General features: G+C 73.7%; 12 protein-coding genes. 4 read left to right on the top strand and 8 right to left on the bottom strand.

Annotated features, from left to right (window positions below):
• Positions 1-54: 54 nt before the first annotated feature.
• Positions 55-1,425, bottom strand: coding sequence for an L-serine ammonia-lyase (locus ACGF4F_RS07360; protein WP_357442198.1), 1,371 nt, complete (start codon positions 1,423-1,425; stop codon positions 55-57).
• A 614-nt stretch (positions 1,426-2,039) separates the two neighbouring features.
• On the opposite strand from ACGF4F_RS07360, the gene ACGF4F_RS07355 reads away from it, so the two are divergent.
• The gene (locus ACGF4F_RS07355) at positions 2,040-2,249 is read left to right on the top strand and encodes a PspC domain-containing protein (protein WP_073839116.1); all 210 of its coding nucleotides are present in this window, start codon (positions 2,040-2,042) and stop codon (positions 2,247-2,249) included.
• A gap of 239 nt (positions 2,250-2,488) precedes the next feature.
• Here ACGF4F_RS07355 and ACGF4F_RS07350 read toward each other — a convergent pair whose 3' ends face one another.
• The 7 genes from ACGF4F_RS07350 to pdxH all read right to left on the bottom strand — a co-directional run bounded on the left by ACGF4F_RS07350 (position 2,489) and on the right by pdxH (position 8,638).
• Positions 2,489-3,253 carry a DUF4230 domain-containing protein gene (locus ACGF4F_RS07350; RefSeq protein ID WP_357442197.1) on the bottom strand — a complete coding sequence of 255 codons (765 nt, stop codon included), beginning with the start codon at positions 3,251-3,253 and terminating at the stop codon, positions 2,489-2,491.
• 99 nt (positions 3,254-3,352) lie between these two features.
• On the bottom strand, positions 3,353-4,513 hold the full coding sequence (locus tag ACGF4F_RS07345) for an acyl-CoA dehydrogenase family protein (protein ID WP_357442196.1): 1,161 nt from the start codon (positions 4,511-4,513) through the stop codon (positions 3,353-3,355).
• Between the two features lie 112 nt (positions 4,514-4,625).
• On the bottom strand, positions 4,626-4,931 hold the full coding sequence (locus ACGF4F_RS07340) for a type II toxin-antitoxin system VapB family antitoxin (protein WP_073839113.1): 306 nt from the start codon (positions 4,929-4,931) through the stop codon (positions 4,626-4,628).
• 175 nt (positions 4,932-5,106) lie between these two features.
• Entirely contained in the window at positions 5,107-5,709 is a 603-nt protein-coding gene (locus ACGF4F_RS07335) for a nitroreductase family protein (RefSeq protein ID WP_357442195.1), read from the bottom strand.
• Between the two features lie 2 nt (positions 5,710-5,711).
• A complete protein-coding gene (locus ACGF4F_RS07330; RefSeq protein WP_357442194.1) occupies positions 5,712-6,641 on the bottom strand; it encodes an aldose 1-epimerase family protein in 930 nt (309 codons plus the stop codon).
• A 69-nt stretch (positions 6,642-6,710) separates the two neighbouring features.
• The gene (locus ACGF4F_RS07325) at positions 6,711-8,012 is read right to left on the bottom strand and encodes an MFS transporter (RefSeq protein ID WP_357442193.1); all 1,302 of its coding nucleotides are present in this window, start codon (positions 8,010-8,012) and stop codon (positions 6,711-6,713) included.
• Positions 8,009-8,638, bottom strand: coding sequence for a pyridoxamine 5'-phosphate oxidase (gene pdxH, locus ACGF4F_RS07320; protein ID WP_357442308.1), 630 nt, complete (start codon positions 8,636-8,638; stop codon positions 8,009-8,011). The genes ACGF4F_RS07325 and pdxH overlap by 4 nt, the downstream gene beginning before the upstream one ends.
• Positions 8,639-8,908: 270 nt before the next feature.
• Between pdxH and ACGF4F_RS07315 the strand changes: the two genes are divergently transcribed.
• The 3 genes from ACGF4F_RS07315 to sepH all read left to right on the top strand — a co-directional run bounded on the left by ACGF4F_RS07315 (position 8,909) and on the right by sepH (position 12,668).
• Positions 8,909-10,015, top strand: coding sequence for a citrate synthase 2 (locus tag ACGF4F_RS07315; protein ID WP_357442192.1), 1,107 nt, complete (start codon positions 8,909-8,911; stop codon positions 10,013-10,015).
• A gap of 253 nt (positions 10,016-10,268) precedes the next feature.
• Positions 10,269-11,396: a phosphoserine transaminase gene (serC, locus tag ACGF4F_RS07310; protein WP_357442191.1), complete on the top strand. Its 1,128-nt coding sequence runs from the start codon at positions 10,269-10,271 to the stop codon at positions 11,394-11,396.
• A gap of 189 nt (positions 11,397-11,585) precedes the next feature.
• Positions 11,586-12,668, top strand: a complete 1,083-nt coding sequence (sepH, locus tag ACGF4F_RS07305; RefSeq protein ID WP_357442190.1) for a septation protein SepH — start codon at positions 11,586-11,588, stop codon at positions 12,666-12,668.
• Positions 12,669-12,735: the final 67 nt, after the last annotated feature.

The raw sequence follows: 12,735 nt of genomic DNA, 5'->3' as shown, positions 1-12,735 counted from the left end.
TCACCCTCACCGGCGTCCGCCGGCAGGGCTACCGGTCGGGTCACCCCTTCGGGTTCAGCACTCGATCACGTTGACCGCGAGGCCACCCCGCGCCGTCTCCTTGTACTTGACCTTCATGTCCGCGCCCGTCTCCCGCATGGTCTTGATGACCTTGTCCAGCGAGACGGCGTGCACCCCGTCACCGCGCAGCGCCAGCCGGGTGGCCGTGATCGCCTTGATGCTGGCCACCGCGTTCCGCTCGATGCACGGGATCTGCACCAGGCCGCCGACCGGGTCGCAGGTGAGCCCGAGGTTGTGCTCCATACCGATCTCGGCCGCGTTCTCCACCTGGGCGGGAGTGCCGCCCAGCGCCTCGGCCAGCCCGGCGGCGGCCATCGAGCAGGCCGAGCCGACCTCGCCCTGGCAGCCGACCTCGGCCCCGGAGATCGACGCGTTCTCCTTGAACAGCACCCCGATCGCGCCGGCCGCGAGCAGGAAGCGGACCACGCCGTCCTCGGAGGCGCCCGGCACGAACCGGGTGTAGTAGTGCAGCACGGCCGGGATGATCCCGGCGGCGCCGTTGGTCGGGGCGGTCACCACCCGCCCGCCGGCCGCGTTCTCCTCGTTCACCGCGAGCGCGAACAGGGTGACCCAGTCCATCGCGCGCAGCGGATCGGTGGCGTCGGCCTCCGCCTCCAGGCTCCGGCGCAGCTCGGCCGCCCGGCGGCGGACCTTCAGCCCGCCCGGCAGGACGCCGTCCCGCTCGCAGCCGCGGGTGACGCAGTCCCGCATCACCCGCCAGATCTCCAGCAACCCGGCCCGGACGTCCGCCTCGCTGCGCCAGGACAGCTCGTTGGCGAGCATCACCTCGCTGATCGACAGACCGTTGCCGGTGGTGACCGCCAGCAGCTCCGCGCCGGTCAGGAACGGGTACCGGACGCGGGTGCTGTCCGGCTTGATCCGGTCCGCCCCGGCGGCCGCCTCGTCGACCACGAACCCGCCGCCGACGGAGTAGTAGGTCCGGGCCCTGATCGCCGCGTCGGCCGCGTCGTACGCCACGAAGGTCATCCCGTTCGGGTGGTACGGGAGCGAGCGGCGGCGGTGCAGCACCAGGTCCCGGTCCGGGTCGAAGTCGATCTCGTGGGTGCCGAGCAGGCTGAGCCGGCGCTCGGCCCGGATCCGCTCGACCCGCGGCCCGACCGCGTCCGTGTCGACCGTCTCCGGCGCCTCGCCCTCCAGCCCGAGCAGCACCGCGCGGTCACTGCCGTGGCCGTGTCCGGTGGCGCCCAGCGAGCCGAAGAGTTCGGCCTGCACCCGGGCGGTGTCGGTGAGCAGCCCGTCCGCCTTGAGCCCGGCCACGAACGTGCGGGCGGCGCGCATCGGCCCCACGGTGTGCGAGCTGGACGGCCCGATGCCGACACTGAAGAGGTCGAAAACACTGATCATGGCTGCACTTTCCTCGCCGTCGTACCCGGGTGCGGGTCCGGCCCGGTGGTGCCGACCCCGGTCCGGGGACGGCGGGCGGCACCCGGGGTGTGGGCGCCCGACCGGCGAGCCTACCCGCCCAGGTCAGCCCCCGCCCGCGACCCCGCACACCGCCACCCTGCACCCCGGCTCGTCTCCCCCGCGTCACCGCGCCCTCGCGCCCTCGCGCCCCGCGCACCGCGCACCGCGCACCGCGCACCGCGCACCGCGCACCGCGCACCGCGCACCGCGCACCGCGCCGAGATCGTGCTCGATCCAGGAAGTAGTGGCCTCGGCGCAACCGGGATGGCACTCGATCCAGGATCGAGCACGATCTTCAGCGATCCACGCGCGGTGTGCGGTGCCGCGCCGCCAGCGAGCGCAGGCAGTGGCCGCCCGGCGTAGCACGCTCGGCCAGACGTGAGTGGTGGACCCGCCAGCGAGGTCCTTGCCCGGCGTGGGTCGGCGGGACCCGGCGGGGTAAGCACCTACGGGTGCCCAGGCCACCGATCCTCCTCGGGGCCGAGGGCGCGGCTCCCACCCGTTCCTAGCGTGGAATCAGCGCGGCGGATCCGCCGCAGAGTGGGAGTACGACGATGAGTCGCAAACTGGTCCGGCCCCGCCAGGGGCGCATGCTCGCCGGTGTCTGCGCCGGCCTGGCGCAGCGGTTCGGCATGTCGGCCGGGTTGGTCCGGCTGCTGTTCCTGCTGTCCCTGCTGCTGCCCGGCACCCAGGTGATCATCTACCTGATCCTCTGGATCCTGATGCCCAACGAGGACCGCTACCTCGCCCCCACCCGCCACTGACACCCCACCCCACCCCACCCCACCCCACCCCACCCCGCCACCGCCCGCCCGGGAGGGCGGCCCGGCCAGCAACATCGGGGAAGTTGCTGGCTCCGCCCACGCCTGAGGCAGCAACTTCCCGAAACTGCCGCCGTTGCGGGCGCGCCTGGACGGGCGGGCAGCGCGGTGCGCGTGTCGGGGGGCAGGGGACAGCGGGGCACCCGCCCCGAATCCCGGGGCGGGTGTCGACGTCGGAAGGGTCAGGGGGCCGTGTAGGTGACCGTGATCTTCTGGTAGCCGAGGGAGCGGAGCAGGCCCTCCAGCATCTTGCGGGTGTTCTCCTCGGCCCGGGCGGTGAGCCCGCTGTCCCGGGCGGCGGCGGTGATCCGGTCCTCGGCCAGCTGGTAGACCTGCTGCTGCCGGTTGGGGTTGCCGGCCACCAGGTCGTTGAGCCGGTTGATCAGGCCACGCTGCTCGGCGAAGACGTAGCTCTTCTCCAGGTCGAGGTTGGTCTCCCCGAGCTGCGGCGCGGGCAGCTTGATCTCCACCGACTTCTTGTCGGCGGACTCCACGATCGCCCCCTCGGCGATCTTCGAGAAGTCGACGTACGCCTCGACCCGGCCCGCCCCGACGAACAGGGTCCGCTCGTTGAGCAGGAAGTCCGGCACGTTCCTCCGGTCGTTCTGCAGGTCGACCACGACCTGGAAGTCGCCCTCGGCGGCGACGTACCGGCTGAGATCCCGGATCGACTTGAGCAGCGGCGGCTGGCTGCGGTCGGTCTGCTCCTTGGCGAACGGGTTGCGGAACTCCGGCAGGATCCCGGTGGCCTGCACGCCGAGCAGCACCACCACGGCCAGCGCAGCCGCGCCGAGCACCCAGAGCAGGCCACGGACCGGGCCACCCGCCGACGGCGGGACGCCCGGAGCGGGATCGGGTGTGCCGTCCGACCGGGCCCTGAGATCGTCACTGGTCGGGTAGCCGGGGAACTCCCTGGTGGGCTCGTTGATGTCACCGTCGCGGGCCATCGCCCTCACCGTCCTCGTCAGACACAGTGTCTGAGAATGACGGTAAGGCCCCGGTACGACACCCGCCCGCCGAGCGGAGGCGCAATCGAAAACCGCAGGTCAGGCGAACGCGGAGAGCCCGGTCAGGCGCTGCCCGATGACCAGTTGGTGGATCTCCGAGGTGCCCTCGTAGGTCAGCACGCTCTCCAGGTTGTTGGCATGCCGCATGACCGGGTACTCGCCGGAGATCCCGTTGGCGCCGAGGATGGTCCGGCACTGCCGGGCGATCGCCAACGCCTCCCGGACGTTGTTCAGCTTGCCGACGCTGACCTGCTCCGGGCGGAGCTTCCCGGCGTCGGCGAGCCGGCCCAGGTGCAGCGCCAGCAGCAGGCCCTTGTTCCACTCGACGGCCATGTCGGCGAGCTTGGCCTGGGTGAGCTGGAAACCGGCCAGCGGCCGGCCGAACTGGGTCCGGGTGGTCGCATACGACAGGGCGGTCTCCAGGCAGTCGCGGGCCGCGCCGAGCGCCCCCCAGACGATGCCGTGCCGGGCCTCGGTGAGGCAGCTCAGCGGCGCCTTCAGCCCGATCGCCTCGGGCAGCCGGGCGTCCGCCGGGAGCCGGACGTCGTCGAGGACGACCTCCCCGGTCAGCGAAGCGCGCAGCGACATCTTGTGCCGGATCTCGCGCGCCGTCACCCCGGGCGTGTCCATCGGTACGGCGAAGCCGCGCACCCCGTCGTCGGTGCGCGCCCAGATCACCCCGACGTCGGCGATCGGCGCGTTGGTGATCCACATCTTGGTGCCGTTGAGGATCCAGTCGTCGCCGTCCCGCCGGGCCCGGGTGGCCATCGAGGCCGGGTCGGAGCCGTGGTCCGGCTCGGTCAGCCCGAAGCAGCCGATCGCCTCGCCGGCCGCCATGGCCGGCAGCCAGCGCTGCTTCTGCTCCTCGCTGCCGTAGCGCCAGATCGCGTACATGGCCAGCGAACCCTGCACCGAGACCAGCGAGCGGACCCCGGAGTCGCCGGCCTCCAGTTCCAGGCAGGCCAGCCCGTACGCGACGGCCGACGCGCCGGCGCAGCCGTACCCGGTCAGGTGCATGCCGAGCAGGCCGAGCTTGCCGAACTCCCGGGCCAGCTCGCGGGCTGGCACCTGGCCGTCCTCGTACCAGCCGGCGACGTGCGGGCGTACCCGGTCGTCCACGACCTGGCGCACGACGGCGCGGATCTGCCGCTCCTCCTCGCTCAGCGAGGCGTCGACGTCGAGCAGGTCCAGTACGGTCATGCCGTCGCCTCGCTCCGCTCGGCGCCGGAATGACCGGCCCGGAACTGAGCTTGATGATTCGCTCGCTCGCGCTCGCTCATGGCCGCCACCTTAACGAAGACTCAGGAAGCCGTCACTCGGGCTGGCCGCTGAGCACCAGCACCCGGGCGTGGATCTGGTTGCGCTGCTGGAGCGCCGCGCGCAGCGCCCGGTGCAGGCCGTCCTCCAGGTAGAGGCCGCCGTTCCACTGCACCACGTGTGGGAAGAGGTCGCCGTAGAAGGTGGAGTCCTCGGCGAGGAGCTTGTCCAGCGCCAACTCCCGCTTGGTGGTGATGAGCTGGTCCAGCCGGAGCGGGCGCGGCGGGATCTCCGCCCACTGCTTGAGCGTGAGGTTGTGCTCCGGGTAGGGACGCCCGTCCCGGACCGCTCTGAAGATCACGGCACGCTCCCCTCCCCCAAGGCCGGATCCACCCCGACGCCCCGCCGATCGCGGCGGGCGCTCCGGGGCAGCTGATGATGTCCGTGCCAGCCTAGCGGCACCCGCCACACCGCGTTTTACTCCCTCATGTCGGTTTCTCCCCCGCCGACACCCCGCGCCGGACCGGGGAACCAGCTCAACTCCAGCGGCCGCGCCGGACCACCTCGTCCACCGGTCGCCGTCCGCGGCGCAGCGACGGTGACCGGTGGTCGGGCGCCTGGTAACCGATCGTGACCGCGCCGATCGGCTGGTAGTCGTCCGGCACCTTGAACGCCTCCCGGTACGCCCCGATCCGCTGCGGCGGGATGCCGAAGAAGCACGCCCCCAGGCCCTCGTCCACCGCGGTGAGCAGCATCAGCAACGCGGCGAAGCCGGTGTCCACGTACCAGTAGGGCACCGGCCAGCGGTCCTCGGCGCGGTCCGCCCACCCCTTGTCCGGCTCGGCGTAGCGATCCAGGTAGGCGGAACGGTTGGCGTGCGGCACCACGATCAGCGGGGCCCGGCGCATCCCGGCCAGCCAGCGTTCCCGGCCGCCACCGCCCGGGGTGGCCGCCGCCCAGAACCGCTCCCGGTCCGCCGGCTCCTCCAGCACCAGGAAGCCCCAGCCCTGGGCGAAGCCCGCCGAGGGCGCCCGGATCGCGTGCGCCAGCAGCCGGTCCACCACCTCCGGCGGGACCGGCCGGTCCGGGTCGTAGTTGCGGACCATCCGGCGGCGCCGGACGACGTCGGCGAACTCCATGCTCAGGCCTCGGGCCGGACGCCCCAGGCACCCCGCCAGGTCTGGCCGGGAGCCAGCACGATCAGGTCCCGCCCGGAGCGGAACGCGTCCGGCGGGCAGGTCATCGGCTCGATGGCGACCGAGCGGCGGCGCCGCTCCCCGCTGAGCGTGTCGCCGGTGAAGACCTGCCACCAGCCGAACTCGCGGTCCGCCCAGACGTGCAGCCGGGCCGAGCCGTCCGGCGTGGCGAGGGTCACCGCCGAGCCGCCGTCGGCATCCCGCTCGACGTCGCCGAAGGCCACGTCGAGCACCGCGTCGCCGATCGGGCGGGGCGCGGTGAAGTCGTATTCACTGCCGGCCACCCCGGTCGCCCCGATCGGGAGCAGCCGGCTGTCCACCAGCACCCGGATCCGCCCCGGCACCCGCAGCGACGACTCCGCCACGCCGGTCTTCGGCAGCCGCAGGTAGGGGTGCACCGAGAAGCCGAACGGCGCCGGCTCGCCGGCCAGGTTCGTCACCTCGTGCTCGGCCCGCAGCCCGCCCGTCCCGACCCGCCACCGGGTACGCAGCCGCAGCGGCCACGGGTAGCCGGGCCGCGCCGGCAGTTCGTACCCGACCGTGACGCTGTCCGCCGCCTGCTCGACCAGGTGCCAGGACGCCCAGTTGACCAGCCCGTGGAGGGCGTTGTTGCGGGCCGGCTCGCTCAGGTCGAGCTGCAGCGACCGGTCGGCGAAGGTGTACGCGCCGTCCCGGATCCGGTTCGGCCACGGGGCCAGCACCTGGCCGGCCCCGCCGGGGCAGAGCTCGTCCGTCCCGTACCCGTCGAGGTAGTCCACCCCGTCGTGCCGGTACGCGCGCAGCCCGCCACCCACCTCGACGACGACCGCCTCGTGGCCGTCGGCGGCGATGGTCCACTGTGCCCCCGAGGGCGACCGGTTCACGGCGTTCTCCATGCCGGCGACCTTAGCCCGTCGGCCCCAACCCGCGCCGGACTCAGCCCGCCGGCCGGCACGGGAGGCGGCTCACTTCCGCTCGGCCTCCGCCGTGCTGGCGGCCCGGTAGCGGAGCAGGGCCGGGAAGGCCACCACCAGCAGCACGGCGAGGACGGCCGAGACGAGGCCGCCGCCCACCCAGGCGACGCCGGCGCCGAAGCCGGCGGCCATCGTGCCGGCGCGCAGGTCGCCCAGGCGTGGACCACCGGCGACCACCACGGTGTTCACGCCCTGGAGCCGGCCGCGCATCCGGTCCGGCGCGTAGATCAGCAGCATCGACTGCCGCAACACCGAGCTGACCAGGTCGGCGGCCCCGGCCAGGCCGAGCAGCAGCACCACCAGCCAGAGCTGGCGGGCCAGCCCGGCCAGGGCGATCGCGATGCCCCAGCCCACCACGGCCAGCACCAGCGCCAGCCCCTGCCGCCGCAGCCGGCCGATCCAGCCGGAGGTCAGCCCGCCCACCATCGCGCCGATGGCGATGGCGCTGTAGAGCCAGCCGACGGCTCCGGCACCACCGAGCCGCTCCTGCGCCACCTCGGGGAAGAGCGCCCGCGGCATGGCCAGGACCATCGCGATCAGGTCGATGGCGAACGACAGCAGCAGCACCGGCGTGGTGGCCAGGTAGCGGAACCCGTCCACGATGCTGGCCAGTCCCGCCTTCCGCGGCGTGCCGTCGCCGTCCGCGTCGGGCTCGGGCGGCATCGCCGGCAGGCGCAGGGTGGCCCAGAGCGAGACGGTGAACAGCAGCGCGTCCACCGCGTACGCGATCGGCAGCCCGACGTCGATCCGCCAGGTGGCGAAGATCAGGCCGGCCGTGAGCGGCCCGAAGACCGAGGTCGCGGTGAACGTGGTGAAGTTCAGCGTGCTGGCCGCCGGCACCAGCTCGGCCGGCACCAGCCGGGGCAGGATCGCGCTGCGGGCCGGTGAGGTGATCGCGAAGGCGATCGACTGCACCGCGACCAGGGCGAGCAGCAGCGTCGGGCTGCCCACCCGGAACACCGACTGGAGCAGCAGGCCCAGGGTCGACGCCCAGAGCAGCCCGCCGGCGGCGAGCAGCACCTGGCGCCGGTCCCGGGCGTCGGCGACCGCCCCTCCCCACAGCCCGAAGACCAGCAGCGGCAGGAACCCGGCCACGCCGAGCAGCCCGACCCAGAACGAGCCGCCGGTCAGGGCGAACATCTCGACCGGTACGGCGACCGCGGTGAACTGGAAGCCGAACATCGCCACGCCGTTGCCGAGCCAGACCCGCCGGTACGCGGGCACGCTCAGCGGACGCAGGTCGATCGCCCAGCGGCGCGATCCGCGCGGCCGGGCCTCCTTCACTCCGGTCACGGCGCCAGCCGCTCGGTGATCCAGTCGCCGCCCTCGGTACGGCGGAACCGCAGCCGGTCGTGCAGCCGGCTGACCCGGCCGTGCCAGAACTCCACCGTCTCCGGCCGGACCCGCAGCCCGCCCCAGTGCGGCGGGGCGGGGATCGGGTCCACGTCGGCGAACCGCTCCGCCGCCGCCCGGTACGCCGCGTCCAGCGCGGCCCGCTCCGGGACGACCTGGGACTGGCTGCTGGCCCAGGCGCCGAGCTGGGAGCCGCGCGGCCGGCTGGCGAAGTACGCCTCGGTCTCGGCCCGGTCCACCCGCGCCACCCGCCCGGTGACCACCACCTGGCGCTGCATCGGGAACCAGGGGAAGACCAGGCTGGCCCACGGGTTGGCGGCCGCCTCGGCGGCCTTGCGGGACCCGTAGTTGGTGTAGAAGACGAAGCCGTCCGGGTCGTACCCCTTGAGCAGGACGGTGCGGGCGCTCGGGCGGCCCTCGGCGTCGGCGGTGGCGACCACCATCGCGTTCGGTTCGGGCAGCGGGTACGCCACCGCGTCGGCGAACCAGCGGCCGAACTGGGTGTGCCAGTCCGGTGCCAGGTCCGATTCGGAAAGGCCCAGGTCGGCGGCGTACTCGTTACGCATGCCCGCCGGGGCCGGTGTGTCGCCCGTCACTCCGTCTCCCCCTCGTCGAGGCGACCGCGTCCCCCGACGCTGGCCAGACCCCACCGCCCAGTCTGGCCCAGACCGTGAGCTTGTCCACCCGCGGGGATGAGGCGTGCAGCACAGTCGCCGCGGGTCGCGCACTTGGTTACCGAGCAGGCAAGATGGCACGAACACATCCCTGAGGGTCGCCTAAGGAGCGGGGCCGGATCAGCCCGCGCGGGCGCACCGAGCCGGAAGCCAGGAGACGACATGTCCGACTTCAAACCGGGCCTGGAAGGCGTCGTAGCCTTCGAGACCGAGATCGCCGAACCGGACCGCGAGGGTGGCTCGCTGCGCTATCGCGGCGTGGACATCGAGGATCTGATCGGCCAGGTCTCCTTCGGCAACGTCTGGGCGCTGCTGGTCGACGGGCGCTTCGGCCCGGGCCTGCCGCCGGCCGAGCCGTTCCCGGTGCCGGTGCACTCCGGCGACATCCGCGTCGACGTGCAGTCCGCGGTCGCCATGCTCGCCCCGTACTGGGGCCTCGACCAGCTGCTCGACATCTCCGACGAGCAGGCCCGCGAGGACCTGGCCCGGGTGTCGGTCACCGCGCTCTCCTTCGTCGCCCAGTCCGCCCGCGGCCTCGGCCTGCCCGCCGTGCCGCAGAAGGAGATCGACAAGGCGGAGACGATCGTCGAGCGCTTCATGAAGCGCTGGCGGGGTGAGCCCGACCCGCGGCACGTCAAGGCCGTCGACGCCTACTTCATCTCGGCCGCCGAGCACGGCCTGAACGCCTCCACCTTCACCGCCCGGATCGTCGCCTCCACCGGTGCCGACGCCGCCGCCTGCATCTCCTCCGGCATCGGCGCGCTCTCCGGTCCGCTGCACGGCGGCGCGCCGTCGCGGGTGCTCAGCATGCTGGAGTCGGTCGAGCGCAGCGGCGACGCCGAGGGTTACGTCAAGGGCGTCCTCGACCGGGGCGAGCGGCTGATGGGCTTCGGCCACCGGGTCTACCGGGCCGAGGACCCGCGCGCCCGGGTGCTCCGGCGCACCGCCAAGGAGCTGGGCGCACCCCGCTTCGAGGTCGCCGAGGCGCTGGAGAAGGCCGCGCTGGCCGAGCTGCAGGCCCGCCGCCCGGACCGGGTGCTCGCCACCAACGTCGAGTTCTGGTCGGCCGTGGTGCTGGACTTCGCCGAGGTGCCGGCGCACATGTTCACCTCGATGTTCACCTGTGCCCGGATGGGCGGTTGGTCCGCGCACATCCTGGAGCAGAAGAAGCTCCAGCGGCTGGTCCGCCCCTCGGCCCGGTACGTCGGCCACGGCCCGCGCAAGCCACAGGAGGTCGAGGGCTGGGACGCCATCCCGCACGGCGTCTGATCCCCCGCGTACCCCTCGAAGGGCCTCGTCCGCCGCGGACGGGGCCCTTCGCGCATCGCTGTGGCGCATCCCTCACCGCGGGGTGTGGGACCAGCCGCCGGGCGGGCCGGCCCGGGTGGGAGGATGAAGGCCGGCAGTGCCGCCGGCCCGGGCTCGGATCCCGGCTCCCCCGCGCGCCCACGCGCGGCCGTCGTCGGTCCGCGCCCGCTGAAGGGCCCCTCCTCGCAGCCCACGCGGAAGGATCGAGACAACCGTGGCTGACGCACCGACCATCCGGATTCCCGACGACATCAAGCCCGCCGACGGGCGGTTCGGCTGCGGGCCGTCCAAGGTCCGTCCGGCGGCGGTCTCCGCCCTCGCCGACGTCGCCACCAGCTACCTGGGCACCTCCCACCGGCAGCAGACCGTGCGGGACCAGGTGGCCCGGCTGCGCCGGGGCATCGCCGAGTTCTTCTCCCTCCCCGAGGGCTATGAGGTGGTCATCGGCAACGGCGGCACCACCGCCTTCTGGGAGGTCGCCACCTTCGGCCTGGTCCGCGACCGGGCCCAGTTCGCCAGCTTCGGCGAGTTCGGGGCCAAGTTCGCCAAGTCGGTCAAGGACGCCCCGTTCCTGGGCGAGCCGACGATCCGCAAGTCCGAGCCGGGCAGCGCCCCGACCCTGGTCGCCGAGGTCGGCGTGGACGTCTACGCCACCCCGCACAACGAGACCTCGACCGGCGTGGCCGTGCCGATCAGCCGGGTGCCGGGCGCCGACGAGGGCGCGCTGCTGCTGGTCGACGCCACCTCCGGCGCCGGCGGCCTGGAGGTCAACGTCGGCGAGACGGACGTCTACTACTTCGCCCCGCAGAAGTGCTTCGGCTCCGACGGCGGTCTCTGGCTGGCCCTGATGTCGCCGGCCGCGCTCGCCCGGGCCACCGAGATCAAGGAGTCGGGTCGCTACATCCCGGCCTTCCTCGACCTGGTCACCGCGATCGACAACTCGCGGCTGGAGCAGACGTACAACACCCCGGCGCTGGCCACCATCTTCCTGGCCGCCGAGCAGACCGACTGGATGAACGCCCAGGGCGGCCTGGCCTGGGCGGCCAAGCGCACCGCCGAGAGCGCCGGCATCGTGTACGGCTGGGCCGAGCGGTCCGCGTTCGCCACGCCGTTCGTGGCCGACCCGGCGCTGCGCTCCAACGTGGTCGCCACGATCGACTTCGCCGACGGGGTGGACGCCTCGGCGATCGCGAAGGTGCTGCGCGCCAACGGCATCGTCGACACCGAGCCGTACCGGAAGCTGGGCCGCAACCAGCTCCGGATCGCGCTGTTCCCGGCCGTCGAGCCGGCCGACGTCGAGGCGCTCACCGCGTGCGTCGACCACGTGGTCGAGCGACTCTGATCACCTCGTGACGCTGGGTGGCCGCCGACGCCCCGACGGCCACCCACCGTGATCATCGCCGCAGGTCAGTCGCGACATGCCGGGGTGTCACATCCCCCACCTTCGGGTAGATGCGCGTACGGTGGTGCGAGACGCCCGGGTGGCCGGCTCGTGGCGTGACGGCCAGCGAAGCGGGACGGAGGCAAGCCCATGCGCCCAGTACGCTTCGTCGCCCTCTCCGAGGACGGCCAGGCTCTGGTGCTCGCCGACGAGGTCGGGCGCCTGCTCGCCCTGCCGATCGACGAACGCGTCGCCTCGGTGCTGCACCCCGATCCCGGCGCGGCGCCCCTCGCGGTCGTGGCGACCGCCGCCGACCCGACGCCGTCGCTCTCGCCGCGGGACATCCAGGCCCGGATCCGCTCCGGCGAGTCCGCCGAGGACGTCGCCCGGATCGCCGGTGTCCCGGTCGACCGCGTCCTGCGCTACGCCGGCCCGGTGCTCCAGGAGCGGGCCATGCTCGCCCAGCACGCCCGGCGGACCAGGCTCAAGGGCGCGGAGAAGCCGACCCCGCTGGCCGAGGTGGTCAACGGCCGGCTGGGCCAGCACGGGATCGACACCGAGAAGATCTCCTGGGACGCGTACCGGCGGGACGACGGCACCTGGCGAATCATCGCCACCTGGCCGTCGGGCAAGGCCACCGCGCAGGCGGTCTGGGATCTCGACAAGACCCGGCAGCACGTCACCCCGCACGACGACATGGCGCAATACCTCTGCGCCGAGCGGCCCACGCCGATCCTCGGCCAGGAGCCGGCACCGGAGCGGGGCGGCCACGCGCTGCCCGGCCCGTCGCGCGGCGAGCCGAGCCGGGGCGGGCACGGCCTGCCGGCGCCCGCCGAGCACGCCCGTCCGGGGCGGGACCCGATCCGCGCCGGCCGGGACGCCCTGCTCGCCTCGCTGGACCGGCCGCTCGGCGGTGCGTCCGGGCGGGGTCTCGACACCCGGTCCCCGGCCGCCCTGGCCGGGCCGGAGGCGCCCCGCCAGCGGCCGGTCTCCGGTGGCGCCGCGGCGCTGCTCGGCGGCGGTCCGGGTTCGGCCTTCGACGACGATTCGGACGCGCCGAAGGAGGTCCCGGCCGTACCGTCGCTGGCCGTGCTCCGGCCGCGGCGCACCGGCCCGGCGGCAGCGGCCGGCGGCGGCGAGTCGGCGGAAGCCGGCGGCAAGCCGCGCAAGCGGCTGCCGAGCTGGGACGACGTCCTCTTCGGCAGCGGCCCGGCGGCCCGCGAGTCATCCTGATCCACCCGGTCCACCCTGGCGCGCGACGGCTCCAGGTCGCAGCGCGGCGTCAGACCGGCCTTCATTC

Source organism: Micromonospora sp. NPDC047740 (assembly GCF_043204735.1).
In the GTDB taxonomy this organism is placed as follows: Bacteria; Actinomycetota; Actinomycetes; order Mycobacteriales; family Micromonosporaceae; genus Micromonospora.
This window is presented reverse-complemented; position numbering and strand designations above follow the sequence as displayed.